The organism is Streptomyces sp. NPDC019531, from assembly GCF_044903305.1.
In the GTDB taxonomy this organism is placed as follows: Bacteria; Actinomycetota; Actinomycetes; order Streptomycetales; family Streptomycetaceae; genus Streptomyces.
Genome location: NZ_JBJDQL010000006.1, coordinates 109,347 through 134,279 on the forward strand (window position 1 = coordinate 109,347; position 24,933 = coordinate 134,279).

The window sequence follows — 24,933 nt, forward strand, 5'->3', positions numbered from 1 at the left end:
AATCATACCGAATACGAGAAAGACCTAACAGACAAGACATCACACGAGTGCAATAACGATCAAGAAACGGGGCCCGCCTTCCGTCTCCAGGTCCAGGAACTTGCCGTGGCGGTGCACGGCGACCACCTCGCGGCCCTCCAGGGCGGTGAGGGGAGGTTCGTACGTCTTCAGGACGCTGATGGCCACCGGCAGGACGCGCACGATCTCGTGGCCGACCAGGTGCTCGGTGAGGAAGTCCTTGAGCGCTTCCACCTCGGGGAGTTCCGGCATACGTCCAGAGTGCCACCGGCGACGGCTGTGGTCAGGCCAGCTGCCGGGAGGAGGAGTGACGGCTGTGGTCAGGTCAGCCGCGCTCCGGCACCACGAACTCGCACCACACGCACTTCCCGCCGCCCCGCGCCTCCACGCCCCACACGTCGGAGAGCAGGTCGACCAGGAGCAGACCCCGGCCGGAGACCCCCGACACCCCCGCCTCCCGTCGGCGCGGCAGGGCGCTGGAGGAGTCCTCGACCTCGACGCGCATCCGCCGGTCGGAGCCGGTCAGGACCCGCAGGGTCACGATCGCCGAGCCCTCGGTGTGCATCAGGGCGTTGGTGATCAGCTCGTCCGCGACCAGTTCGATCTCGTCGGAACGCTCCCGCGCGCCCCAGGCACCGACCGCCGCCCGGATCATGTGGCGGGCCTGGGTGAGGGCCTCGGGGTCCCCGGGCGCCACGTGCTGCTGGAGGCGGCCGCCGGACTGCGGGCCGTCCAGGCCTCGGCGGCGCAGCAGGAGCAGGGCCACGTCGTCGTCGCCACCGCGTTCCTCGGCCACGTCGATGAGCCGGTCGGCGAGCTCCCACACGTCGGTGGGGCCGCCCGCGACGAGGGCGGTGAGGGTCCGCATGCCGTCGTCGAGGTCGACGCCGGGCGTCTCGACCAGACCGTCGGTGCACAGCAGCAGCGTGTCCCCGGGGTCGAGCTCGACCGTGCCCACGGGGTACTCGAGCTGCCCGAACTCGGCGGAGAGACCCAGCGGCAGTCCCCCGTCCACGGTCACCCGGCGGCAACCGCCCCCGGCCTGCCGGACCAGCGGGTCGATATGGCCCGCCCTCACCACCTGGACGACTCCGGTGGACAGGTCGGCCTCCGCGTACAGGCAGGTCGCGAACCGGTCGGTGTCGAGCTCGTGGAGGAAGACGGAGGCCCGGGCCATCACCGTGGCCGGGGTGTGCCCCTCGGCGGCGTACGCCCTCAGCACGATCCGCAGCTGGCCCATGACGGCGGCGGCATGCGTGTCGTGGCCCTGGACGTCCCCGATGACGGCGCCGACGCGGCCGCCGGGCAGCGGGATCAGGTCGTACCAGTCGCCCCCGATGTCCCGGCCCAGCGAGCCCTCGTCGCCGGCGGCCCGGTAGCGGACGGCTACATCGGCGCCGGGCACGCTGGGGATGGTCCGCGGCAGCATGGCCTGCTGGAGACCGGTGGCCAGGTCCTTTTCCTGCTCGTACAGCATGGCCCGCTGGAGGCTCTGCGCGATGCTGCTGCCGAGGGCGATCAGGACGTTGCGGTCCTCGGGGGTGAAGCCGTACCGGTCGCTGTAGAGCAGACCCATGGCGCCGATCGGGCGTGCCTCGGCGATCAGCGGGAGGTAGGCGGCGGAGGTGATGTTCAGGCCGGTGATGTGCGGCCACAGCACCGGGTAGCGGTCCGCGAACTCCTCCGGCGACTCGATGAACCGCGGGCTGAGCGTGCGTACGGCCTCGCTCATCGGGTACGGCTCGTCGATCCGGGTGATGTCGGTGCCGGGCACGAAGCTGCCCGCGGGGCCCTCGGCGATCAGCCGGATGCGGCCGGCCTCGACCAGGCCCATGACCAGGCTGGTGGCGCCGAGGTGGGTGAGTCCGTGAGTGTCCTTGAGGACGTCGATGACGTCCTGGACCGTCCTGGCGTGGGCGAGGGCGGCCGTCGTGAGCTGGACGACGTTGGTCTGCCGGCGCCGGGCCTCGTCCTGGGCGGCCTGCTCCCGGCGGGCCTCCAGCTCGCCCATCTCCTGGGTGGCGTCGCGGACGATGCCGATGATCCGGCGCGGGCGGCCCGTCTCGTCGCGCCGGATGTAGCCCTGGGTGTGGGTCCAGCGCAGACTGCCGTCGCGGCAGCGCAGGCGGAAATAGGTGCCGTAGTTCTCGCTGCCGTCCTTGATCGCCTGGGCGACCAGGGCATCCAGGCGGTGGGCCTCGGCGTTCGGCACCCGGACGCCGAGGCTCAGGGGGTTGTCGTCGTATTCGTCGGGGCGCAGGTCGAAGACCTCGTGGGCCTGGGCGTCCATGTGGAACAGACCGGAGTCCAGGTCCCAGTCGAAGCTGCCCATGCGGTTGAGCGCCAGGATCGGATCCGGGTGGGCGGGCCAGTCGTCCGGGAGTGACAGGGCGCTCGCTCCCCGATCAACCATGGGGCCACCTTGCCAGGGTTTATCCGATTCTTCGACCGGGGGGCGGGTGCGGCCGGAGCCGCCGGACCCGGGGAGTCCCGCGGCCGGTCTCCGCCCCCGGGGAAGGAGAAACAGACCGCGGGCAGGTCGGGTCCCGCCGGGGCGTTCGGGTGTGCACCCGTTTGGCCGGCGACCGGGAAAGAGGCACGATGGAACGAGGCCAAGACCGCAACCATCGATTCAGCAACCACGACGGCGATCGGCCGGGTCCGCGAGAGCGGCGGTGGTGTGGCCGCACAGAGGGGCGCGCACGTCCGTGGACTGGTTCACCGCACCCGACTACTGGCTGAGCCGACTGGTCTTCCAGCGGGCTCTGGCCGGGCTGTATTTCGTCGCGTTCCTGGCGGCGGCCCTGCAGTTCCGGGCACTGCTCGGGGAGCGCGGGATGCTCCCGGTCCCGCGTTTCGTCGCGCGGGTGGCGTTCCGGCGAGCGCCCAGCCTCTTCCAACTCCACTACTCGGACCGGTTCTTCGCGCTCTGCGCGTGGACGGGATGCACGGTCGCCGTGGCACTGGCGGCGGGTCTCGACTCCCGGCTGCCGCTGTGGGGCGGGATGCTGCTCTGGCTGGTGCCGTGGCTGCTGTATCTGTCGATCGTCAACGTGGGCCAGACCTGGTACGGCTTCGGCTGGGAGTCCCTGCTGCTGGAGGTCGGCTTCCTCGCGGTGTTCCTCGGCAACGACGAAGTGGCCCCACCGGTCCTGGTGTTGTTCCTTCTGCGCTGGATCCTGTTCCGGGTCGAGTTCGGTGCGGGTCTCATCAAGATGCGGGGCGACGCCTGCTGGCGCAAGCTCACCTGCCTCGACCACCACCACGAGACACAGCCGATGCCGGGACCGCTGAGCTGGTTCTTCCACCATCTGCCCCGGCCGCTGCACCGGGTCGAGGTGGCCGCGAACCACGTCACCCAACTCGTGGTCCCCTTCCTGCTGTTCACCCCGCAGCCCATCGCGACCGCGGCCGCGTCCCTGATGATCGTGACCCAGCTGTGGCTGGTGCTGTCAGGCAACTTCGCCTGGCTGAACTGGATCACGATCGTGCTGGCGGTGCCGGCACTGGAACTCCCCCACCGTGCACCGGCCCTGCCCACCACACCGCTCTGGTACGAGGTCGTGGTCCTCGCCGTCGCCGCGTTCCTCCTGGCCCTGAGCCACCGCCCGGTGCGCAACATGCTCTCGCGCCGCCAGATCATGAACCGCTCCTTCGATCCGCTCCATCTCGTCAACACCTACGGCGCGTTCGGCAGCGTCAGCCGCATCCGGTACGAGGTGGTGGTCGAGGGCACGACGGACGACGTACCGCGTGGGGACTCCGAGTGGCGGGAGTACGAGTTCAAGGGCAAGCCGGGCGATCCACGCCACTGGCCGCGCCAGTTCGCGCCCTACCATCTGCGCCTGGACTGGATGATGTGGTTCGCCGCGCTGTCCCCGGCGTACGCCGAGGCATGGTTCGGCACGATGGTCGAACGGCTCCTGGAGAACGATCCCGCCACGCTCAGGCTGTTGCGCCGCTCCCCGTTCCCGGCGGATGCGCCGCCCCGCTATGTCCGCGCCCGCCTGTTCCGGTACCGGTACACGACGTGGCGGGAGCTGCGGGAGACGGGGGCGTGCTGGGAGCGGACATTTGTACGGGAGTACCTGCCGCCCACTCGCCTCGCGAACGAACCGGCTCAGAGGCCGTAAGTCCGGATGGCCGTGCCGCCGAAGACATCGGCACGTTCGGCTGCGCCGAGACCGGCGGTGAGTTCCCTCGTCACGGACACCACCTCTTCGTAGGGCGCCGCGAGCGTGGACACCGGCCAGTCCGAACCGAACATCAGTCGGGCCGGGGCGAAGGCGTCGAGGACCGTGTCGGCGTACGGGCGCAGGTCGTCGACGGTCCAGGACGCGAGGTCCGCCTCGGTGAGCATGCCGGAGACTTTGCAGACGGTGTTGGGGAGGGCGGCGAGGGCACGGATGTGGGTCACCCAGGGGTCAAGGGTGGCGGAGGCGATGGGCGGCTTGCCCAAGTGGTCCAGGACGAACGTCAGTTGTGGCAGGGAATTGGCCGCCTCGACGCAGGCCGGGAGCTGGTGCGGGAGGACCACCAGGTCGTGGACCAGCCCCGCGTCGGCCACGGCGGCCAGGCCCCGGCGAACGTCCGGGCGCAGCAGCCACCGCGGGTCCGGTTCGCCCTGGACCTGGTGGCGGATGCCCTTGAGGTACCGGCCGCCCGGGAGTTCGCGCAGTGCCGCCAGTTCGTCCGCGACGTCGGGACGGGTCAGGTCCGTCCAGCCGACGACGCCCGCGACCAGCTCGTGTCCGGCCGCGAGGGCCAGGAACTCCGGGGTCTCCTCGGGCACGGTGACCGTCTGGACGAGGACCGTTCGGTCGACGCCTGCCGCGCGGGCCGCGGGTGCGAGGTCCTCGATCGTGAAGTTCCGTCGCAGCGGGCTGCCCGAGGCGATCCAGTCCTGGTCCCGCACGGACAGGTCCCACACGTGGTGGTGTGCGTCGACGACCGTCACGGCAGCTCCCACACGACGGGCAGACCGGCGTCGGCGCCCTCGTCGGAGTAGTCGTGCACCACGTCGAGGAGTTCGACCATGCGTGCCTGCCAGGCGACGTTCACCGGCAGCTTCTCCAGTGCGGCGAGGAGACCGCCGTAGTCCTCGCACTCCAGGACGTGGAAGAGGTCGGTGCCGCTGCGCCAGATCGTCCAGGAGGTGGCGCCGGCGGCGCGGATGGCGTCGGTGAGTTCGACGGGCACCTCGCGGTGGGCGGCCTCGTACTCGCCGATGCGGTCCGCGCGGACCTTGGTGTGCAGGGCGACTCTCATGAGGGCTCCTCCAGCAGTCCCGTCTCCCGCAGCTCCTGCCAGAAGGCCTCGGGCACAGGCGTCGCGAACTGGTCGGCGCAGTCCTCGACTTCGGCCGTTGAACGGGCACCGACCAGGACGCTCGCGACGGCCGGGTGGGCCGCGCAGAAGGCCAGGGCGGCGGCCCGCAGGCTGATGCCGTGGCTCTCCGCGATCTCCTTCATGCGCAGGGCCTTGTCCAGCAACCGCCCTGGCACCTGCGCATAGTTGTACGTCGAATCGGGCTTCGGATCCGCCAGCAGACCGGAGTTGAAGGCGCCGCCGACGACCACCGACACGCCTCGCTGCACCGCGGCGGGCAGCAGCTCGGTGAGCGCGCTCTGGTCGAGCAGGGTGTAGCGGCCTGCGCACAGCACCGCGTCGACGTCGGTGTCACGGACGAAGCGGGTGAGCATCTCGGCCTGGTTCATGCCGGCGCCGATCGCCCCGACCACGCCCTCCGAGCGCAGCTTCTCCAGGGCCGGATAGCCCTCGCGGAAGGCCTGTTCGGCGTGGCCGTCGGGATCATGGAGGTAGACGACGTCCACGCGGTCGAGGCCGAGCCGTTCGAGGCTCGCTTCGAGAGTCCGTCGTACCCCGTCCGCGGTGAAGTCCCAGACGCGGCGCCGGGTGGCGGGGACCGCGAAGCAGTTGGCGAGGTCGTCGCCGCCGTCCTCGGAGGGTTCCAGTCGGCGGCCCACCTTCGTGGAGATCGTGAACTCCGGGCGCGGGTAGGCCTTCAGGGCCTCCCCCAGCCGCCGTTCCGACAGTCCGAGGCCGTAGTGCGGGGCGGTGTCGAAGTAGCGGATGCCCCGCTGCCAGGCGGAGGTGACGGCCTCGTGCGCCTGCTCGTCGGTGATCTCGGTGAAGAGGTTGCCGATGGCGGCGCCGCCGAAGGCCAGCGCGCTGACCTGGACGCCGCTGCTGCCGAGCCCGTTCACTGGCCCACCGGCCTCAGACGCAGGCCCTGCATACCGCCGTCCACGGCGAGGGAGGTGCCGGTGGTGGCTCCGGACAGCGGGCTCGCCAAGTAGGCGATGGCGCCCGCGACCTCGTCCGCCGAGACGAGTCGGCCGGTGGGCTGGCGGGCCTCCAGGGCGGCGCGTTCGGCGGCCGGGTCGGGGGCCTTGGCGAGCAGGCGGCCGATCCACGGGGTGTCCGCGGTACCGGGATTGACGCAGTTCACGCGGATGCCCTCGCGGACGTGGTCGGCGGCCATGGCGAGGGTCAGGGAGTACACCGCCCCCTTCGTCGCGCTGTACAGCACCCGCTGCGGGAGACCCGCGGTGGCCGCGATGGAGGAGGTGTTCACGATCGCCGCGTGGGCGGACTCGCGCAGGTGGGGCAGGGCGGCCCGGGCCACCCGGACCATGCCGACGACGTTGACGTCGAGGACGCGGTGCCATTCCTCGTCGTCGTTGTCCGCCACGGTGCCCTGGGCGCCGATGCCCGCGTTGTTGACCAGGATGTCGAGTCCGCCGAGGGCGGCGACGGCCGCGGCGACGGCCGCGCGCACGGAGGCGTCGTCGGTGACGTCGGCGCGGTGGGCGAGCAGCGGCTTCTCCACCGAGGACGGATCCAGGTCCAGGACCGCGACCCGGGCGCCGCGCGCGGCGAGGAGTTCCGCGGTGGCCCGGCCGATACCGGAGGCCCCGCCGGTCACCAGGGCCTTGAGGCCCTCGAAGTCGGTCATGCCGCCTGTCCCTTCTTCTGTGCGTCATGGGCGAGGTCTTCTGCCCAGAAGGCCCCGCCCGGGAACGTGTACCGCGCGACGGACTCGGGGCGCATGGCGGCCGAGAAGCCCGGCGCGGTGGGTGCCGTGTAGTGGCCGTCCCTGATCACCACGGGGTCGAGGAAGTGGTCGTGCAGATGGTCGACGTACTCGATGACCCGGTTCTCGGTGGTGCCGGTGACGGCCACGTAGTCGAACATCGAGAGGTGCTGGACGAGTTCGCACAGGCCGACCCCGCCCGCGTGCGGGCAGACCGGCACGCCGAACTTGGCCGCGAGCAGGAGGATGGCGAGGTTCTCGTTGACGCCGCCGACGCGGGCCGCGTCGATCTGGACGACGTCCACCGCGTTCGCCTGGAGCAGCTGCTTGAAGACGACCCGGTTCTGGACGTGCTCGCCGGTGGCGACCTTGACCGGGGCGACCGCCTTGCGGATCGCCGCGTGGCCGAGGATGTCGTCGGGGCTGGTGGGCTCCTCGATCCAGTACGGGTCGAACTCGGCGAGGGCCTTGGTCCACCGGATCGCCTCGTCGACGTCCCAGCGCTGGTTGGCGTCGATGGCCATGCGGATGCCGGGGCCGACGACCTGGCGGGCGACGCGGCAGCGCCGTACGTCGTCCTCCAGATCCGCGCCGACCTTCAGCTTGATCTGCCGGAAGCCGTCAGCGACGGCCTCGGCGGCGAGCCGGGTGAGCTTCTCGTCGTCGTAGCCGAGCCAGCCGGCGGAGGTGGTGTAGGCGGGGTAGCCCTTGGCGAGCAACTGCGCTGAACGTTCCCGCGCGCCGGCCCGGCCACGGCGCAGGATCTCCAGCGCCTCCTCGGGGGTGAGTGCGTCCGTCAGGTAGCGGAAGTCGATCTGGCTGACCAGCCACTCGGGATCGCCCTCGGCGAGCAGCCGCCACAGCGGCTTGTCGGCACGCTTCGCGGCCAGGTCCCACAGGGCGTTGACCACCGCGCCGATCGCCATGTGCATCACGCCCTTCTCGGGGCCGAGCCAGCGCAGCTGACTGTCGCCGATGAGGTCGCGGTTCAACGTCCCCGGGTCCGCGCACAGTTCGTCGACGGGCCGTCCGACCACATGCCCGCGCAGCGCCTCGATCGCGGCGACCTGGACCTCGTTGCCCCGCCCGATGGTGAAGGTGAATCCGTGCCCCTCGTGCCCGTCGGCCGCGTCGGTGCGCAGCACGACGTAGGCCGCCGAGTAGTCGGGGTCCGGGTTCATCGCGTCGGAGCCGTCGAGCTCGCGCGAGGTGGGGAAGCGGATGTCGTAGGTGTCTACCGCGGTGATGCGGGCGGTGGTCGAGGACACGGAGAGCCTTTCGGTTGGTTGCGGGGTCAGTCCTGGGCACGGCCCGTGGTCACACGGGCGATCATGAGGGCGACCAGGATGATGCCGCCGTAGATGGCCTGGATCCAGAAGGACGGCACCTGGGCGAGGGTCAGCAGATTCTGCACGACGCCCAGGAGCAGTACGCCGGTCAGGGCGCCGAACATGGTGCCCTTGCCGCCGTCGAGGCTCAGACCGCCGATGACCGCGGCCGCCATCACCGTGAAGATCATGTTGTTGCCCTGGTTGGCGCTGATCGCGCCGACATAGCCGGTCTGCATGATTCCGCCCACCGCGGCGAGGACGCCCGCGACGACGGACACCCCGAACACCACGCGTTCGACGCGGATACCGGCCGCGCGGGCCGCGTCCGCGTTTCCGCCGATCGCGTACAGGGCGCGGCCGATCCGGTGGTACTTGAGGATCAGCCCGGCGACACCGAAGGCGACCGCGGCCAGCCACACCGAGAGCGGGACGCGCAGGAATGTGGTGGTGGCCAGGGTGAAGAACCCGTCGGGCATGCCGAACAGCGTCTTGCCCTTGGTGGCGCCCACCAGCAGTCCGCGCAGGACGATCAGCATCGCGAGGGTGACGATGAAGGCGTTGAGCTTGAACCTCACCACGAGGAAGCCGTTGAAGGCGCCGATGGCTCCGCCCACGACGAGTACCGCGAGGAGGGCGAGCGCGGTCGGCCATTGCGTGCCCCAGCCGGACTGGGCGGCGGGCAGGACGAGCAGTGCACCGACCGCGGGTGCGATACCGACCACCGACTCCAGCGACAGGTCGATCTTGCCGGTGATCAGGATCAGGGACTCGGCCAGCACCACCATGGCGAGCGCGGCGGAGGCGCCCAGGATGGAGATCAGGTTGCGTTCGGTGAGGAACGAGTCGTTGACGAACGCGCCGATCACCAGGAGCACCAACAGTGCCGGTACGAGGGCGAGTTCGCGGGCCCGGCGCAGCAGCACGGCGCGGGCGGCCCGCGCGTCCGGCACACTCACCGGCTTCACCGGCGGAGCCTTGGTGTCAGCCATGGTCCACTCCTTCGATGGAGGCGATCAGCTCGTGGTCGCGCCAGCCGGCCGGGTGCTCGGCGACCACGCGGCCGTGGAAGAGGACGAGGACGCGGTCGCAGCGGCGCAGGTCGTCGAGTTCGTCGGAGACGACGAGCACGGCGGTGCCGTCGTCGCGGGCGGTGTCCACGCGGGAGAGCAGGGACTCCTTGGACTTCACGTCGACGCCCGCGGTGGGGTTGACGAGGACGAGCAGACGGGGTTCGGAGGCCAGGGCGCGGGCCATGACGACCTTCTGCGCGTTGCCGCCGGAGAGGTCGGAGACGGGCTGGTCGGGGCCCTCGGTGTGGATGTCGAGCCGGTCGATCAACTCGGTCGCGAGACCTCGCCTGCGCTCGGTGCCGACGAAGCCGTGGCGGCCGAGGCGGTCCAGGACGCTGAGCGTGGCGTTGTCGCCGATGGTCATGCCGAAGACCAGCCCCTGGGCGTGCCGGTCGCGCGGCACGAAGCCGACGCCGGCCTTCAAGGAGGCCTGCACATCCCCGAACGGCAGGGGCTTGCCGTCGAGTTGAGCCGTTCCGCTGGTCGGGGTGTGCAGCCCCGTGAACGACTCGGCGAGCTCGATCTTGCCGCTGCCGCTGATGCCGGCGAGGCCGACGACCTCGCCGCGACGGACGGTGAGATCGATGCCCTGGTAGGCGTCGGAGGTGAGGCCTCGGGCGTCGAGCAGGACGGGGGCATCGGCCTCTCTTGTGCGCACAGCCTGTCCCTGTTCGGCGATGGTCTCGCCGGCCATCGCCTCGATCAGGGCCGCCCGGGGCATGTCGGCGACGGGGGCCGTGGTGATCCAGCGGGCGTCTCGGAGGACGGTGACGGTCTGGCAGACCTCGTACACCTCCTGGAGGTGGTGCGAGATGAACAGGAAGGTGACACCGGAGTCCTGTAGGGCTCGCATCCGGCTGAAGAGCCGCTCGATCTCCCGGTTGTCGAGCTGCGCGGTCGGCTCGTCGAGGACGATGAAGCGGGCGCCGAAGCTCAACGCCCGTGCGATCTCCACCATTTGACGGTCCTCGACCTTGAGGTCGGCGGTGCGCGCGTCCGGGTCGACGTGTACGTCCCAGGTGTCGAGGAGCTCGGCGGCCTGCGCCCTGAGGGCGCGCCAGCTGATGAAACCGCGCTGCAGCGGCTGCCGGTTGATGAAGAGGTTCTCGGCGACCGTCAACTCGGGTACGACGGTGGGCTTCTGATAGACGCAGGCGACCTTGCTCCGCCAGGCGTCCCGGTCGGCGAGCGGGGGCGCGGGCTCGCCGTCGAATCGGACGGTGCCCTCGTCGGGGGCCTGGAGGCCGGTGAGGAGGGTGACGAGGGTGGACTTGCCCGCGCCGTTGCGGCCGACGAGGGCGTGGGACTCGCCGGGCAGGACGGTGAGGCGACCGTCGGCGAGGGCGGTCGTGGGGCCGTACCGTTTGACGACCGAGTGTGCCTCGACAAGTGGTGTACTCATCCGACCGTGTTGCCCCACAGCTCGGGGTCGTCGACGTTGTCCTTGGTGACCAGGGGCGCGGGCAGCTGGTCCTCCAGGATGCCGCCGGCCAGCTTGACGATCGTGGAGTCGTGGTCGGTCGGCCCGGGCTTGAAGGTCTTACCCTCCATCGCCGCCTTGATGTAGTACATGCCGTACTTGGCGTAGAGGTCGGCCGGCTGGGAGACGGTGGCGTCGATCTCGCCCTTGCGGATGGCGTCGTACTCCTGCGGGATGCCGTCGTTGGAGACGATCGTGATGTGGCCCGCCTGTCCGGCCGTCTTCAGCATCCCCTTCGACTTCAGGGTCTGGAGGGTCGGCGCGAGGTAGACACCGCCGGCCTGCATGTAGATGCCCTTGATGTCGGGGTTGGCGTTCAGGAGTGTGCTCAGCTGCGAGGCGGCCGTGTCGGACTCCCACTTGGCGGGGATCTCCAGGACCTTCAGCTTCGGGAAGTTCTTCTTCACACAGGCCCGGAAGGCCTCGGAGCGGTCGCGGCCGTTGACGGAGGCCAGATCGCCCATGATCTGCACGACCTTGCCGGACGGGATCTTCTCCCCGAGGTACTGGCAGGCCTTCTCGCCGTACGACACGTTGTTCGCCCGTACGACCATGGCGACCTTGCCCTTGTCGGGGGCCACGTCGACGGCGACGACCGGGACGCCCTTGCGTTCGGCCTGGTCGAGTCCGGCCTCGATGGCGGCGCTGTCCAGAGGAGCGACGACCAGGCCCTTCACGCCCTGGTTGAGCTCGTTGTTGATGTCGGTGATCTGCTGGGAGGGATCGCTGTTGGAGTTGACCGTCTTCAGCGTCTCCACCCCCTCGGACTTCGCCATCTTGGGCACGTAGTCGTTGTACGACTGCCAGAAGGGCGAGGTCAGCAGCGGCAGGATCACGCCTACCTTGCCGGTCCCGTCACCTCCCGCACTTCCGCCGCTACCGGTGTCCTTGGTGCTGCCGCACGCGGCGAGCACGAGCGAGGCGCTCGCGGCCGCGGCCACCGCCCCGATGATCCGGATTCCGTTCCGCTTCCCCACTGTCCTGCCGGGCATCTTTCGGCTCCTCGTTGAGCGTGATCGACCATGCGGGTGTTCGAGCAGATGACGGCATACTTATCAGACCACTCACCCCTGGCAATACCCTCCGGCGGCAGTTTTTCCCGTCTTTGGGCCATAGTGGTCCGACCACATCGACGGTTAGACTGCGGCGCACCCGGTGATGTGGAGGAATGGCGTGGACGAGACACCCCCGCAGAAGGGCACAGTGACGCAGCGCGCCATCGAGCAGATCAAGGCGATGATCGGCGAGGGCCGCCTTGAGCCGGGCCAGCGGCTGCCGACCGAGCGTGATCTGGCGGTCCAGCTGGGCATCTCCCGCAGTTCGATGCGGGAGGCGATCCGCGCGCTGACGGTCCTCGGGGTGCTGGAGGCCCGGCACGGCTCGGGCATCTACGTCACCCAGCTGGAGGCCGGTGACCTGCTGGAGACCTTCGGCGTGGTCGCCGACCTGTCCCGGGGCCCGCGCCTGGTGGAACTCCTTGAGGTCCGCCGCATCCTGGAGTCGACGGCGACCGCGCTGGCCGCCGCCCGGATCACCCCCGACCAGCTGGCCGAGGTCGAGAAACACCTCACGGCGATGAACGCCACCGACGATCCGGAGGAGATCCTCGCCCACGACCTGGCCTTCCACCGCGAGATCGCGGGGGCGGCCGGCAACGACACGATGGCGGCGATCCTGGAGGGCCTGTCGTCCCGCACCTTCCGGGCGCGGGTGTGGCGGGGCTACCAGGAGGAGGGCGCGTTCGAGCGCACCCGCCGGGAGCACGCGGCGATCCACCGGGCCCTGGTGGCCCACGACCCGGAGGCGGCACGGGCGGCGGCGGCCGCGCATGTGGGCGAGGTGGAGGAGTGGCTGCGGACGCAGCTCGGGGCATGAACGACGGGGGTGCGCGCAGGTGGTCCGGTGGGTGAGGGGGCGGGTCGGCGCCCCCTCACGCAGGTGGTCCAGTGGGTGAGGGGGGGCGGGTCGCCGCCCCCCTCACCTCCCGCTCAGGCCCTGGTGAACCGCAGCGTGACCAGCTCGAACGGCCGCAGTCGCAACGACACTTCGTTCCCGTCGCTCCGCAGCGACGGGGCGTCGGCCAGCGGCCGCTCCAGCAGGTCCGTCGCTGTGACCCCGGTGACCTCGAAGCCCGCCGTGAGAGTGGCCCGGGCCCGCCCGCCGTGCGCCTCGTGGCAGCGGACCACCACGTCCCCGCTGCCGTCGTCCGCCAGTTTGACGGCCGTGACGACGACCGCGTCCTGGTCGACCGACACCAGGGGTACGACCTCCTCGGCACCCGTGATCCGCCGCTCCGGAAGATTGATCCGCCAGCCCTCCCGCACCGCGTCCCCGATCTCCGCCCCCGGCACCAGCGCGTGCCGGAAGCGGTGCACGCCCTGGTCGGTCTCGGGGTCGGGGAAGCGTGGGGCGCGCAGCAGGGACACCCGGACCGTCGTGGTCGTGCCCCGGTCCCCGTCGGTGCGCACGGTCCGGGTCACGTCGTGGCCGTACGTCGAGTCGTTGACGATCGCCACGCCCCAGCCGGGCTCCCCCAGATGCACGAAGCGGTGGTTGCAGGCCTCGAACTTCGCCGCCTCCCAGGATGTGTTGGTGTGCGTGGGCCGGTGGAAGTGCCCGAACTGTGTTTCCGACGCGTACCGTTCGGCGTGCACATCGAGCGGGAAGGCGAGCTTCAGGAACTTCTCCGTCTCGTGCCAGTCGACCTCCGTGTCCACGAGGAGTCGCCGCTCACCGGGCGCGAGCGACAGCACCTGGGTGACGCGGGACGCGCCGAACGTACGGGTGACGCGTACCGATCCGTCGGCTGCGACGATCTCGTCCACGTCGGTGAGGTCCGTGACCGTGTTGCGGTAGAACTCGTCGACGTCCCACGCGTCCCACATGTTCGGGAAGTCCGGGTGGAGTTGGAGGAGGTTCGCCGCCCGTCCCGGTGCGACGGTCTCGCGGTCCGCCTCGATGTCGTACGCGGAGACGACCAGCCCCCGCGCGTCGATCTCCACCCGCAGGAGGCCGTTGTCCAGGACGTGTCCGCCTCCGGAGCGCCCGGTCACCGTCGTCCGGCCTTCCACCACCGCGGTTCCGGCTCCGCCCGCGGCGACTCCGCTACGGCCATGGGGCGCGGGGTTGAAGAGCAGTTCCCGTGTGCCCTCCCCCGCCAGCGCGCGCTGGGCCGCGTCGATGACGGCGTTCAGTTCGTACGCGAGCCGCTCATACGTCCGCCGCGCCTCCCGGTGCACCCACGCGATGGAGGACCCCGGCAGGATGTCGTGGAACTGGTGCAGCAGCACCGTCTTCCAGATGCGGTCCAACTCCTCGTACGGGTAAGGGAATCCGGTCCTTACGGCTGCCGTCGCCGCCCACAGCTCGGCCTCGCGCAGGAGGTGTTCGCTGCGGCGGTTGCCCTGTTTGGTCCTCGCCTGGCTGGTGAGGGTGGCGCGGTGGAGTTCGAGGTAGAGCTCGCCGACCCACACGGGCGGTTCGGGGTACTCGGCCTCGGCCTTCTCGAAGAACTTCTGCGGGGTCTCCCAGACGACGGTGGCGGAGCCCTCAAGGTCCCTCAGTCTGGCCGCCTTGGCGATCATCTCCCGGGTGGTGCCGCCACCTCCGTCACCCCAGCCGGTGGGGGCGAGGGAGTGCCGGGCGACCCCCTTGTCCTTGAAGTTCCGTGCCGCGTGGGCGATTTCGCTGCCCTTCATCGAGCAGTTGTAGGTGTCGACCGGCGGGAAATGGGTGAAGATCCGGGTGCCGTCGATGCCCTCCCACCGGAAGGTGTGGTGCGGGAACTTGTTCGTCCGGGACCACGAGATCTTCTGGGTCAGCAGCCACTTGGACCCGGCCGCCTTGATGATCTGGGGCAGCCCGGCGGCGAAGCCGAACGTGTCGGGCAGCCATGCCTCCTCGTTCTCGACGCCGAACTCGTCGAGGAAGAACCGCTTCCCGTGCACGAACTGACGGGCCATCGCCTCCGAGCCCGGCATGTTGGTGTCCGACTCCACCCACATGCCCCCGGCCGGTACGAACCGTCCGTCGGCCACCGCCTTCTTCACCCGCGCCCACACCTCGGGCCGGTGGTCGCGAACCCAGGCCCACTGCTGGGCCTGGGACATGGCGAAGACGAAGTCGGGCTCGTCGTCGAGCAGGGCGGTCATGTTGGAGGTCGTACGGGCCACCTTGCGCACGGTCTCGCGCAGCGGCCACAGCCACGCGGAGTCGATGTGCGCGTGGCCGACGGCGCTGACGCGGTGGGCGGAGGGCACGGCAGGGGCACCGAGGACCCCGACCAGCGCTGAACGTGCCTGCGCCGCCGTGCCGTTGACGTCCTGGAGGTCCAGCGCGTCCAGCGCCTTCTCCACCGCCCGCAGGATCTCCCAGCGCCGCGCCGACTCCACCGGCAGCTCGGCCATCAGCTCGCCGAGCACCTCCAGGTCGAGCACCAGCTGCCACACGGTCTCGTCGAGGACGGCGAGGTCCATGCGAGCCAACCGGTACTGCGGCTCGCTGCCCGCGGTCTCCTTGTCGCCCAACCGCGTGGGCAGGAAGGGGTGGTAGTCGAGGATGACGGGGTTGGAGGCGGCCTCGATGTGCAGACGCACCTCCTCACCGCCCTCGACGGGCGCGCCGATCCGCACCCACTGGTTGCGCGGGTTGAGGCCCTTCACCGGGCTGCCGTCGGGCCGGTAGACCAGACCCTCGCACTGGAAGCCGGGCATGTTCTCGTCGAAGCCGAGGTCGAGCAGGGCCTCGACGGTCTTGCCGGCCCACGCCTCGGGGACGGTCCCGGTGACCCGGAACCAGCTGGTGCCCCAGGGAGCACCCCAGCGGGCGCCCACGGCGATCGGCTCCGGCTCGGCCGCGAGGCCCTCGGTGACGGGCACCGGCTCGTCGGGCGCGTGCCACACCGCCACCTCCAGCGGCACTGACTCGGGATACACGGCAGGGCGGAGACGCTCGTCGAGAACGCGCTTGAGGCGGGCTTCGACCAGGCTGCGGTCGTCATGCATACGGGGTGCTCTCCAAGTTTCCGGGGGTTACCAGAAGTGGGTCACGGGGTCACCAGGGATGGGTGACGGTCACGGGGTCCGACGAGGTGTACAGCTCCCCCACGGCACGCAGCTCCAACCGCGCCTCCGTCTCGCCCTGTTCGGCCCGCAGGCCACCGACGTGGAACGCCCGCTGGCAGGTGCCGCCGAGGAAGCGCCAGGTGCCGTCGGGCAGGAGCCGGTGCAGGGTGTAGTGGCGTACGGCGCCGGGTGCGGGGTTCCAGGCGAGGCGCAGGTCGCCGCCGGACGCGGCGGTGACACGCAGGTCGGAGGGGGCGGCGGGCGTGCCGGTGGTGTCGTACACGGCGAGACCGCCGAGCCGCCACTTCAGCGGGCCGCTGCCGGTGAGCCGCACGCCGAGCGCGTGGACGGTCCCGGAGAGCCCGGTGAGCCGTACGGTCGAGGTCTGCCAGCCGTCGCCCGCGGTCACCGGCAGAAAGGTGTACGGCGGTGCCGCGCCCGGCGCGCTCGGCTCACCCGTGGCCACGGCGAGCTCGACGTCCACCTCGCCCGCGTCGGTCCGGTGGGTGAGCTCGACCACCGTGTCCTCACTGATCGGCAGCCGTGCGGCATACAGATCCACGGTGACCGGCTGGTCCATCGACCCGCTCACCAGCACGCTGCTGCCACCCCGCCAGGCATCGGAGAAGTCGAAGGAGACGGTCGGCCGCTCCCCCTCCGTCCGGACCACCCACTGCCGCGACGGCAGCCGGTCCTGCAACCCGAGGTGGTTCCACGCAGTGCCCGAGGTGACGACGCCCTCCTCGTACCACCGCAGCCCGTGCCCGGTGTTGAAGACACTCGCGAACGGCACCGACGTGACCGTGGACCGGTCGGCGATCGAGACCGCCGGAGCCCGCCAGCCGTCCGTCCCGTCCGGCCGCGACGGATCGAGCGACACCCCCGTCCAGAACCGGTCGTCGGCGGCGTGGAAGTCCTCCGGTGCCCGCTGCTCCGAGGGCAGGTGATTGCGGGTCCACTCGGGCCGGTACAGCCCGATCGACGCGATGTGGGTACTGGTGCGAGGCACGATCGCGTCCCAGTTCTCTGAGGTGTTCCAGCCGTTCGCCTCCACGTCCACGCCCGCCCACAACTCATAGCGGCTACGGCCCAGTTGCTGGGCCAGCGTCCCCGAGGACGCCAGACTGCCCGCCGTCCAGCGGAAGTCGACGAACATGTCGTCGGCGGCCTCGAAGAACGCCTGGTTACGGCTGTTCAGTGCGCCCTGCCAGCTCACCGACCCGCTCACGGTCATCGAGTCGTACCAGGTCACCCGCTGTCCCCGCGCGGCGGCCAGGGACTTCAACTCCCTGACGAATCCCAGCATGTCCGCCCCGAGAGCCGCGTCCCCTCCCCCGGTCTCGGCGTTGACGAACCACCCGTCGAAGCCGTACGCCGCTGCCACCGCCACGAGTTGGGCGGCCAGCGGGTAGTGCCCGGCCGCGTCCTTCTGCACCAGGTCCCGGGTCCACTGCAGCTGTCCGCCGTAGGCGACCGGCGGCAGGAAGATGTTGCCGAGGACGGGCACACCATGCCGATGGGCCGCGTCCACGACCGGGGCGTTCGGCGCGAGGATCAGCCCCTCGCCCGACGAGCCGCCCCAGAAGACGAGTTCGTCGACGTACGCCCAGTGCCCGAAGGCGTAGTAGTCCGAAGTCGCCGAGCCCTGCGCGGGGTTGCTCGACGTGGGATCGAAGGACACCAGCGACTGGATCCGGGCCTGCCCCGAGCGGGCCGTCGTGTTCACCGGCGTCGGCGTGAAGCGGGTGGCGAGCGGGACGGAGGCCTGGTTGAAGGCGAGGTCGGTGTCGTCGGCCGCCCGCCATGCCTTGAGGCTGCGCCAGGTGATGCCGGTGCCGGGGGTACCGGAGGGGAAGGAGTCCGGGTACCAGTAGGTGGCGTACGGCTGGAGCGCGGCCGTCTCCGCCGCCTTGGCCGGCAGCCCGGGGAACAGAGCGGCCGCGGTGGCGGCGAGCAGGACCGTACGTCTGGTGGGGTTCACGAGCGGGTGCCTCCTGGTGGGGTGGGGAGTACCTGGTCGTACGTGATCACCTCGGTGATGCCGCGGGCGGACAGGTGGCCCTGGTCGGCGGCACGTGTGTCGAGGACCGTGGTGGGGCGGGCGCCGTCGGCGACCAGCCGGAAGTAGGCGTCGAAGACCGGGCCGCCGGGCGCGCAGAGCGACCGGGAAGCGGGGTCGGCGGGAACGACCAGTGCCGTCGAACGACGTTGGGGGGCGTCCGAGCCCGCACGCGCCGCCCGCTTCAGCACCCGGGCCGTGTCTTTGGGTTTCCGGTCGTTGGTCAGCAGGCCGAGCCCGTACTCCAGTTCCGGGAAGTCGGCCAACTCGCGGGAGACGTCGTGGGAGCACCACCAGGTGATGCCCCACAGGTCGGGGCAGTCGAGGACGTTCCTGACCGTGGCCTCGGTGAAGGCGGCGGCGTGCTCGGGCGGGATCAGGGGCGCGGGGGCACCGACCTCCTGGAGCCAGACCGGGCGGTGCGGGTCGTCCGCCCACGCCTTGCTGAGCTCCACGAGATAGGCGGCGTGGTGCTCGGTCGGGACGGAGGTGCGGCGGTGGCGCTGGGCGGTGCCGTTGAAGACCCAGGAGTGCACGGCGGTGACGGCACCGTGGCGGGCGGCCTGGCCGGGAGTGAAGGGCTGGTCGTCCTGGTACCAGGTGGCGTCGTACTCGGCGTGCAGATGGAGCCGGCCGGGGGCGCCCTCCTCGCAGGCGGCGAGCATGCGGATGAGCCACGCGTCGATCTGCTCGGACGTGGCCCGGTCGGGGTCGGGGTGGGGGTCCGCGGAGAACTGGTTGACCTCGTTGCCGAGGGTCATGCCGACGAAGTTGGGGCTGTCGTCCAGCGCGGCCGCCAGCGTGCGCAGATAGGCGGCCTGGCCCTCGACGACCTCCGGGTCGGTGAAGAGGTTGCGCCGGTGCCAGGTCCGGGTCCAGGCCGGCAGGAAGTCGAAGCTGCTCAAGTGCCCTTGCAGACCGTCCACGTTGACATCGAGCCCGCGTTCCGCGGCGGCGTCGACGAGCCGTACGAGATCCTCGACGGCCCGCTCACGGATCAGGGCGCGGTTGGGCTGGAAGTACGGCCACAGCGGGAAGACCCGGATGTGGTCCAGGCCCAGTGCGGCGATCGAGTCGAGGTCGGCGCGGACGGAGTCGAGGTCGAAGTCGAGCCAGTGGTGGAACCACCCTTCGCTGGGGGTGTAGTTGACGCCGAAGCGCACGGCAGAAGGCATTCGGGATCCTTGACTCAGGGGGTGCGGTCAGCCCTTCACGGCTCCCTCGCCCACCCCACGGAAGAAGTACCGCTGCAGACAGGCGAAGAGGGCGATCAGCGGGGCCACTGCGATGACCGTGCCCGCGGCGACGAGCCGTTCGTCATTGGCGAAGGTGCCGTGCAGGTAGTTGAGGCCGATGGTCAGCGTGAACCTGGACGGGTCGCTGAGCACGATCAGCGGCCAGAGGAAGTCGTCCCAGGCGCCCATGAAGGCGAAGATCGCGACGACGGCCACGGTCCCCCTCACCGACGGCAGCGCGATCCTGAGGAACCGCTGCCAGACGTTGGCGCCGTCGACGTAGGCCGCCTCCTCGATCTCGTACGGCAGGTTGAGGAAGGCGTTGCGCATCAGCAGCACGTTCATGGCGCCGATACAGCCCGGCAGGACCACACCGATCAGGGTGTTGTTGAGGCCGAGCTCCCGCATGGTCGTGAACTGGGCGATGATGATGCCCTCCACGGGCACGAGCATCGCCAGGATGAAGGCGAGGGTGGCCGCGCGGCGGCCGCGGTAGCGCAGTCGGGCCAGGGCGTATCCGGCGAGGGCCGAACCGGCGCAGTTGGTCACGACGTTGGCGGTGGCGACCTTCAGGGAGTTGAAGGCGTAGTCCCAGGCGGGGATGGTGTCGGCGACCCGCTCGTAGTTGTGGAGGGTCGGGTGCTCGGGCAGGAAGGTCGGCGGTGAGCTGTAGATGTCCTCCGTGGGGCCCTTGAGCGAGGTCGACAGCTGCCAGAGGAAGGGGCCGACGGTCAGGGCGAGGACAGCGAACAACAGGAGGTAGCGCAGCACCAGTTCGCCCTTGCGTACCCGGGTCACGACTCCCCCCTGCGGTCGGCCCGCAGCACGAGCAGCATCAGCGCGACGGTCACGACGAAGACGACGACGGAGAGCGCGGAGGCGTAGCCGACCCTACCGGTCAGGCCCGTACCCGTGCGCTGCACGAGCATCACGAGCGTGGTGTCCTCACCGGCCGGTCCCCCGCTCGGGCCGGCCATCAGGTAGACCTCGGAGAACACCTTGAAGGCGGCGACCGAGGAGAGCGCACCGACGAGCGCCATGGTCGAACGGACGGCAGGCACCGTCACCGTGACGAACCGCCGTACTGCCCCGGCCCCGTCCACCGCCGCGGCCTCGTGCAGCTCACGGGGTACGTTCGCCAGCGCGGCCAGATAAATGATCATGTAGTAGCCGAGGCCCTTCCACACCGTGACGGCCATCGCGCTCAGCAGAAGCAGCCACTGGTCGCTCAGGAACCCGATCCGGCCGATCCCCACGGTCTCCAGCAGGGAGTTGATCAGGCCGCGTTCGTCGAGGAGCCACACCCAGATGAGTCCGACCACGACGATCGAGGCGACGACCGGGGTGTAGAAGGCGGACCGGAAGAAGGTGATGCCGGGGATGTTCTTCTGCACCAGCAGTGCGAGCAGCAGCGGCAGGATCACCAGCGCGGGCACGACTCCGAGGACGTACAGCGTGCTGTTGCGCAGGCCGATCCAGAACATGTCGTCGTGCAGCAGCTCACGGAAGTTGGCGAGGCCGACGAACTCGCCCGGGATCAGAGTGCGTTTGTCCGTGAAGGCGTTGACCAGCGTGGAGACGAACGGGTACAGGATGAACGCGCCGATGACGAGGAGACCGGGCGCGGCGAACAGCCAGGGGCTGGTCGGCAGTTGGCGCCGCACCCGGGACACGGTGGACGAGGACATGGCTACCCCTGCTGCTGGAGCAGCGTGTCGCACGCCTTGACAGCGTTGTCGAGGGCTTCCTTGGGGCTCTCCTTGCCCTGCAACGCCTTGGCCACCTCGTTGCGCAGCGCTGTCTTCATCTGCTCGCTGAACAGCACGGGAGTGTAATTGACCGCGTTCTTGAGGGACTTGGCGGCTGCGATGCGCACCCGCGTCTCGTCGGTCCCGTCCTCCTTGGTGAAGTACGGGTCGTCGAGCGAACCGGCGGTACTCGGGAAGATGGCGACCTTCTTCGCGAAGGACATCTGGTGCTCGGCGTCGGTGACGTAGTGCGCGAAGGCGACGGAGGCGGCCTTCTTCTTGGTCTGCGCGTTCACCATCACGCCCATCACGTACATGTTGACGTGTCCAGTGCTGGTGATCTGGTCGGTGATGCCGATGTTCTTGTACAGGTTCGGCGCCTGCTTCTTGAAGTTGTCCAGATCCAGCGCGCTTCCGGGGTTCATGGCGACGGCCCCGGTCAGGAACTTCTTCCCTGAGGACTCGGGCGTGGTGGTGAGCGCTTGCGGGTCGAGCGCCTTGGCGTCGTACAACTCCTTGTATTTGGTGAGGAGTTCAATGCCCTTGGCGTCGTTGAAGGCGAAGGCGGTGCCGGCGGAGTTCATGAGCTGGACGCCGTAGCGGCCGAAGTCCTCGATGGTGGGCACATTGGCGAGGGTGGCGACCTTGCCGTCGCTCTTCTCCGCCAGTTCCAGGGCGTCCGCGAAGAGTTCGTCGTACGTCTTCGGCGGCTTGTCGGGGTCGAGCCCCGCGTCCTTGAAGAGGGACTTGTTGTAGAAGAGCGGGCCGGTGTTGAGGTACCAGGGGAAGGCGTAGGTGCCGGTCGTGCCCGGTATCCGATGGCTGGCCCAGGCGCCGGTGAGGTACTCCTTCTTGTACTGCCCGGCCGCCTTGTCGAGGTCGAGCGCGAGGCCGGCCTTGGCGAGCGGGGCCACCAGGTCCGGCGAGACGTTGACGACGTCGGGCAGGGTCCCGCCCGCCGCGTCCGCACTGATCTTGTCGGCGTAACCCTCGGCGGGCTGGTCGATCCACTTGACCTTCGTGCCGGGGTACTTCTTCTCGAAGTCGGCGATCAGGCCTTCGAAGTAGTCCTTGAAGTTCGCCCTGAGGTTCCAGGTCTGAAAGGTGATGTCGCCTTCGACCTTTCCGGAGGCGTCGGACGAGCCCCCGTCGTCGCTCCCGGAGCCGCACGCACTCAACGGCAGGAGGACACAGGCGGCGGCAGCGACGGCGAAGGTTCTGCGGGAAATGGGCACGGCGAACCGGTCTCCTTCGGGGCGGAGTTGGCCAACGACGGAGACCCTGCACGCCGCTCCACGGGCCCGTCAATGCATCTTGCACAGCTAATTTGTTTAGTGACTAATGCGCATTAGGTTGACGCAGCTGAACCGCATTAGTGCATACTGTCCCGATCAACCGCCGTGGAAATGGGGAAACAGCGTGTCAGGCAAGCGGTCACCGGTCCGCAGGCCCACGATGAAGGACATCGCGCGACGGGCCGGCGTCTCCCAGAGCGCCGTCTCCTTCGCGTTGAACGGCCGGCCCGGGGTCTCCGACGACACCCGCGACCGGGTGCGCGCGGTCGCGGAGGAACTCGGCTGGCGCCCCAGCACCGCGGCCCGCGCGCTGTCCGGCGAGGGCGTGGCGACGGTCGGGTTCGTGCTCGCCCGCCCGGCCGAGACGCTGGGGGTGGACTCCTTCTTCCTTCAACTCGTCTCCGGGATACAGGAAGTGCTGGCGGAGCGGCATCTCGGGCTGCTGTTCCAGGTGGTGGAGGACGTCGAGGACGAGTGCGCGGTGTACCGGCGCTGGTGGGCCGAGCACCGGGTGGACGGCGTCCTGGTGGTGGACCCGCGAACGGACGACCCACGCACCGGTGTCCTCGACGAACTCGGCCTGCCCGGCGTGGTCATCGGCGGCGCCCCCGACGAACGCCACCCGGAACTGTCCACCGTCTGGGCGGACGACGCGGGCGCGATGGCCGCGGTCGTGGACGAGCTGTACGCCCTCGGCCACCGCAGGATCGTGCACATCGCGGGCCTGCCTGGGCTCGCGCACACCGAGCGCCGTATCCGCACCCTGCGCGCGGAGGCCGAGCGACGCGGCCTGACCGGCGTCGAGTCCGTCACCACCGACTACTCCGACGCGGAGGGCGCGGCCGTGACCCGCCGGGTCCTGGAGTCGTCCGCTCCCCCGACGGCGCTGATCTACGACAACGACGTGATGGCCCTCGCCGGGGTCGCCGCCGCGACCGAGCTGGGCCGCTCGGTGCCCGGTGACGTGTCGGTGGTGGCCTGGGAGGACTCGGCGCTGTGCCGCATGGTCAAACCGTGGTTGTCGGCCCTGTCCCGGGACAGCGTGGAGTTCGGCCGTACGGCGGCCAGGGAGCTGACCGCGCTGCTGGACGGCGGTCCGGCCCGCACCGTACGGGTGCCGGTGCCGCGACTGATCGTGCGGGACAGCACGGGGGCGGCGTCTCGACGCGACGTCCGCCTCGGGGCAGAGTTCTCCCTACGTACTCACGAGTAGTCCGAGGAGCGCACGTGACCAGCTGGGTCGGCCGCACCGCCGCCGAGATCGCCGCCGCCGTCCGTGAGAAGCGGGCCACCCCGCGGGAGGTGGTGGCCGAGCACCTCGCCCGGATCGAGCGGCTGGACGGGCGGGTCGGGGCGTTCCGGGTGGTGCGGGCAGAGGCGGCCCTGGCCGAGGCCGACGAGGTGGGCTCCCGCGGCGACCTGGGCGAACTCCCGCTGGCCGGGGTGCCCGTGGCCGTCAAGGACAACCTCGCCGTGCGCGGCGAGACCAACCGCGTCGGCTCCGTCGCGACCCCTGACACCCCCGCCGAGGCCGACCACGTCGTCGTGGCCCGGCTGCGGGCCGCGGGCGCGGTGGTCGTGGGTCTGACGAACGTGCCGGAACTGTGCGTCTTCGGCACCACCGAGGGCGTCCACGGCACGTCCCGCAACCCCTGGGACACCTCGCGCACGGCGGGCGGCTCGTCCGGCGGCAGCGCGGCCGCCGTCGCCGCGGGCCTGGTGCCCCTCGCCCTCGGCAACGACGGCATGGGCTCGCTGCGCATCCCGGCGGCCAACTGCGGCCTCGTCACCCTGAAGCCGGGGTCGGGGGTGGTTCCCGCGGGCATCAGCGAGGGCGATTGGTTCGGCATGTCCGAAAACGGCCCGCTGGCCACCACGGTCGAGGATGCCCGCCTGCTGCTTTCGGTCATCGCGGACGAGGAGTTCGTACGACGGGACGCGCCCGCCACCCTCGACGTCGCCGCGTCCCTGCGCAGCCCGCTCGCCGGGGTCACGATCAGCGCGCCGTACACGAAAGCGGTCCGGGAGGCGGCCGCGCTGCTGATCAAGGCGGGGCATCAGGTGCGGCGCGCAGAGCCGCCGTACCCGCTGTCGTTGAGCCTCACCTCGCTCGCGACCTGGACGGCGGGCACGTCGGTGGACGCGGCGGGCCTCGACCCGCGACTGCTGGCGCGGCGCACCCGGGTGCACGCGGCGATCGGCAGGCGCTTCGTCGGGGCCGTGCGGACGGGCAAGGCCCGGCGGGCACTGCGCGAGCGGCTTGAGCCGTTCTTCGCCGAGCACGACGTCCTGCTGCTCCCGGCGCTGGCCCGCCGCTCCCCCAAGGCCGCGGCCTGGCACGAGCGGGGCTGGCTGCGCAACGTCCTGGTCAACACCAACTACTCCCCGCTGACCCCGCCGTGGAACCTCACCGGCTGGCCGGCCATGTCGGTCCCTCTCGGCACCCTCCCCTCGGGCGCCCCCACCGCCGTACAACTGGTGGCGCGACCGGGGTCGGAGACCGTACTGCTGGAAGTGGCGCAGGAGTTGGAGCGGCGGCAGCCGTGGCGCCGGACGGCGCCGCTGGACTGAAGGCGG

General features: G+C 70.4%; 19 protein-coding genes and 1 pseudogene. 4 read left to right on the top strand and 16 right to left on the bottom strand.

Annotated elements, in window-relative coordinates:
• Positions 1–83 precede the first annotated feature (83 nt).
• Positions 84–270 (bottom strand): annotated as a pseudogene (locus tag ACI2L1_RS09985) (DNA-formamidopyrimidine glycosylase family protein); the annotation flags it as partial.
• Between the two features lie 73 nt (positions 271–343).
• A complete protein-coding gene (locus tag ACI2L1_RS09990; protein WP_404738823.1) occupies positions 344–2,431 on the bottom strand; it encodes a SpoIIE family protein phosphatase in 2,088 nt (695 codons plus the stop codon).
• 295 nt (positions 2,432–2,726) lie between these two features.
• Here ACI2L1_RS09990 and ACI2L1_RS09995 point away from each other — a divergent pair, with 295 nt between their 5' ends.
• Complete coding sequence (locus ACI2L1_RS09995; protein ID WP_404738824.1) at positions 2,727–4,151, top strand: lipase maturation factor family protein; 1,425 nt, start codon at positions 2,727–2,729, stop codon at positions 4,149–4,151.
• On the opposite strand, the gene ACI2L1_RS10000 is transcribed toward ACI2L1_RS09995, so the two are convergent.
• Genes ACI2L1_RS10000 through ACI2L1_RS10035 form a run of 8 tightly spaced genes read right to left on the bottom strand, consistent with a single transcriptional unit; the run spans position 4,139 to position 11,948 of the window.
• The gene (locus ACI2L1_RS10000) at positions 4,139–4,975 is read right to left on the bottom strand and encodes an amidohydrolase family protein (protein ID WP_404738825.1); all 837 of its coding nucleotides are present in this window, start codon (positions 4,973–4,975) and stop codon (positions 4,139–4,141) included. The genes ACI2L1_RS09995 and ACI2L1_RS10000 overlap by 13 nt on opposite strands.
• Entirely contained in the window at positions 4,972–5,286 is a 315-nt protein-coding gene (locus ACI2L1_RS10005; RefSeq protein WP_404738826.1) for an L-rhamnose mutarotase, read from the bottom strand. The genes ACI2L1_RS10000 and ACI2L1_RS10005 overlap by 4 nt, the downstream gene beginning before the upstream one ends.
• A complete protein-coding gene (locus tag ACI2L1_RS10010; protein WP_404738827.1) occupies positions 5,283–6,245 on the bottom strand; it encodes an aldo/keto reductase in 963 nt (320 codons plus the stop codon). Before ACI2L1_RS10010 ends, ACI2L1_RS10005 begins: the two co-directional genes overlap by 4 nt.
• A complete protein-coding gene (locus tag ACI2L1_RS10015) occupies positions 6,242–6,997 on the bottom strand; it encodes an SDR family NAD(P)-dependent oxidoreductase (protein ID WP_404738828.1) in 756 nt (251 codons plus the stop codon). The genes ACI2L1_RS10010 and ACI2L1_RS10015 overlap by 4 nt, the downstream gene beginning before the upstream one ends.
• Positions 6,994–8,343, bottom strand: coding sequence for an L-fuconate dehydratase (locus ACI2L1_RS10020; RefSeq protein ID WP_404738829.1), 1,350 nt, complete (start codon positions 8,341–8,343; stop codon positions 6,994–6,996). The genes ACI2L1_RS10015 and ACI2L1_RS10020 overlap by 4 nt, the downstream gene beginning before the upstream one ends.
• A 26-nt stretch (positions 8,344–8,369) precedes the next feature.
• The gene (locus ACI2L1_RS10025) at positions 8,370–9,395 is read right to left on the bottom strand and encodes an ABC transporter permease (RefSeq protein WP_404738830.1); all 1,026 of its coding nucleotides are present in this window, start codon (positions 9,393–9,395) and stop codon (positions 8,370–8,372) included.
• Positions 9,388–10,878, bottom strand: coding sequence for a sugar ABC transporter ATP-binding protein (locus ACI2L1_RS10030; protein WP_404738831.1), 1,491 nt, complete (start codon positions 10,876–10,878; stop codon positions 9,388–9,390). Before ACI2L1_RS10030 ends, ACI2L1_RS10025 begins: the two co-directional genes overlap by 8 nt.
• Positions 10,875–11,948, bottom strand: coding sequence for a sugar ABC transporter substrate-binding protein (locus ACI2L1_RS10035; RefSeq protein WP_404738832.1), 1,074 nt, complete (start codon positions 11,946–11,948; stop codon positions 10,875–10,877). The genes ACI2L1_RS10030 and ACI2L1_RS10035 overlap by 4 nt, the downstream gene beginning before the upstream one ends.
• A 181-nt stretch (positions 11,949–12,129) precedes the next feature.
• On the opposite strand from ACI2L1_RS10035, the gene ACI2L1_RS10040 reads away from it, so the two are divergent.
• Positions 12,130–12,831: a FadR/GntR family transcriptional regulator gene (locus ACI2L1_RS10040; protein WP_404738833.1), complete on the top strand. Its 702-nt coding sequence runs from the start codon at positions 12,130–12,132 to the stop codon at positions 12,829–12,831.
• A 113-nt stretch (positions 12,832–12,944) separates the two neighbouring features.
• On the opposite strand, the gene ACI2L1_RS10045 is transcribed toward ACI2L1_RS10040, so the two are convergent.
• The 6 genes from ACI2L1_RS10045 to ACI2L1_RS10070 are packed head-to-tail and all read right to left on the bottom strand — an operon-like array spanning position 12,945 to position 22,296.
• Positions 12,945–15,959 (bottom strand): alpha-mannosidase, encoded by a 3,015-nt coding sequence (locus ACI2L1_RS10045; RefSeq protein ID WP_404738834.1) that lies wholly within the window; start codon positions 15,957–15,959, stop codon positions 12,945–12,947.
• A 49-nt stretch (positions 15,960–16,008) separates the two neighbouring features.
• Complete coding sequence (locus ACI2L1_RS10050) at positions 16,009–18,000, bottom strand: endo-beta-N-acetylglucosaminidase (protein ID WP_404738835.1); 1,992 nt, start codon at positions 17,998–18,000, stop codon at positions 16,009–16,011.
• Entirely contained in the window at positions 17,997–19,253 is a 1,257-nt protein-coding gene (locus ACI2L1_RS10055) for a glycosyl hydrolase (RefSeq protein ID WP_404738836.1), read from the bottom strand. The genes ACI2L1_RS10050 and ACI2L1_RS10055 overlap by 4 nt, the downstream gene beginning before the upstream one ends.
• A gap of 27 nt (positions 19,254–19,280) precedes the next feature.
• Positions 19,281–20,111, bottom strand: a complete 831-nt coding sequence (locus tag ACI2L1_RS10060) for a carbohydrate ABC transporter permease (protein ID WP_404738837.1) — start codon at positions 20,109–20,111, stop codon at positions 19,281–19,283.
• Positions 20,108–21,001 carry a carbohydrate ABC transporter permease gene (locus ACI2L1_RS10065; protein WP_404738838.1) on the bottom strand — a complete coding sequence of 298 codons (894 nt, stop codon included), beginning with the start codon at positions 20,999–21,001 and terminating at the stop codon, positions 20,108–20,110. The genes ACI2L1_RS10060 and ACI2L1_RS10065 overlap by 4 nt, the downstream gene beginning before the upstream one ends.
• A 2-nt stretch (positions 21,002–21,003) precedes the next feature.
• On the bottom strand, positions 21,004–22,296 hold the full coding sequence (locus ACI2L1_RS10070) for an ABC transporter substrate-binding protein (protein ID WP_404738839.1): 1,293 nt from the start codon (positions 22,294–22,296) through the stop codon (positions 21,004–21,006).
• 220 nt (positions 22,297–22,516) lie between these two features.
• Between ACI2L1_RS10070 and ACI2L1_RS10075 the strand changes: the two genes are divergently transcribed.
• Together ACI2L1_RS10075 and ACI2L1_RS10080 are read left to right on the top strand one after the other, a co-directional pair.
• Complete coding sequence (locus tag ACI2L1_RS10075; RefSeq protein ID WP_404739009.1) at positions 22,517–23,569, top strand: LacI family DNA-binding transcriptional regulator; 1,053 nt, start codon at positions 22,517–22,519, stop codon at positions 23,567–23,569.
• 14 nt (positions 23,570–23,583) lie between these two features.
• Complete coding sequence (locus ACI2L1_RS10080) at positions 23,584–24,927, top strand: amidase (protein WP_404738840.1); 1,344 nt, start codon at positions 23,584–23,586, stop codon at positions 24,925–24,927.
• The last annotated feature ends 6 nt before the right edge of the window (positions 24,928–24,933 follow it).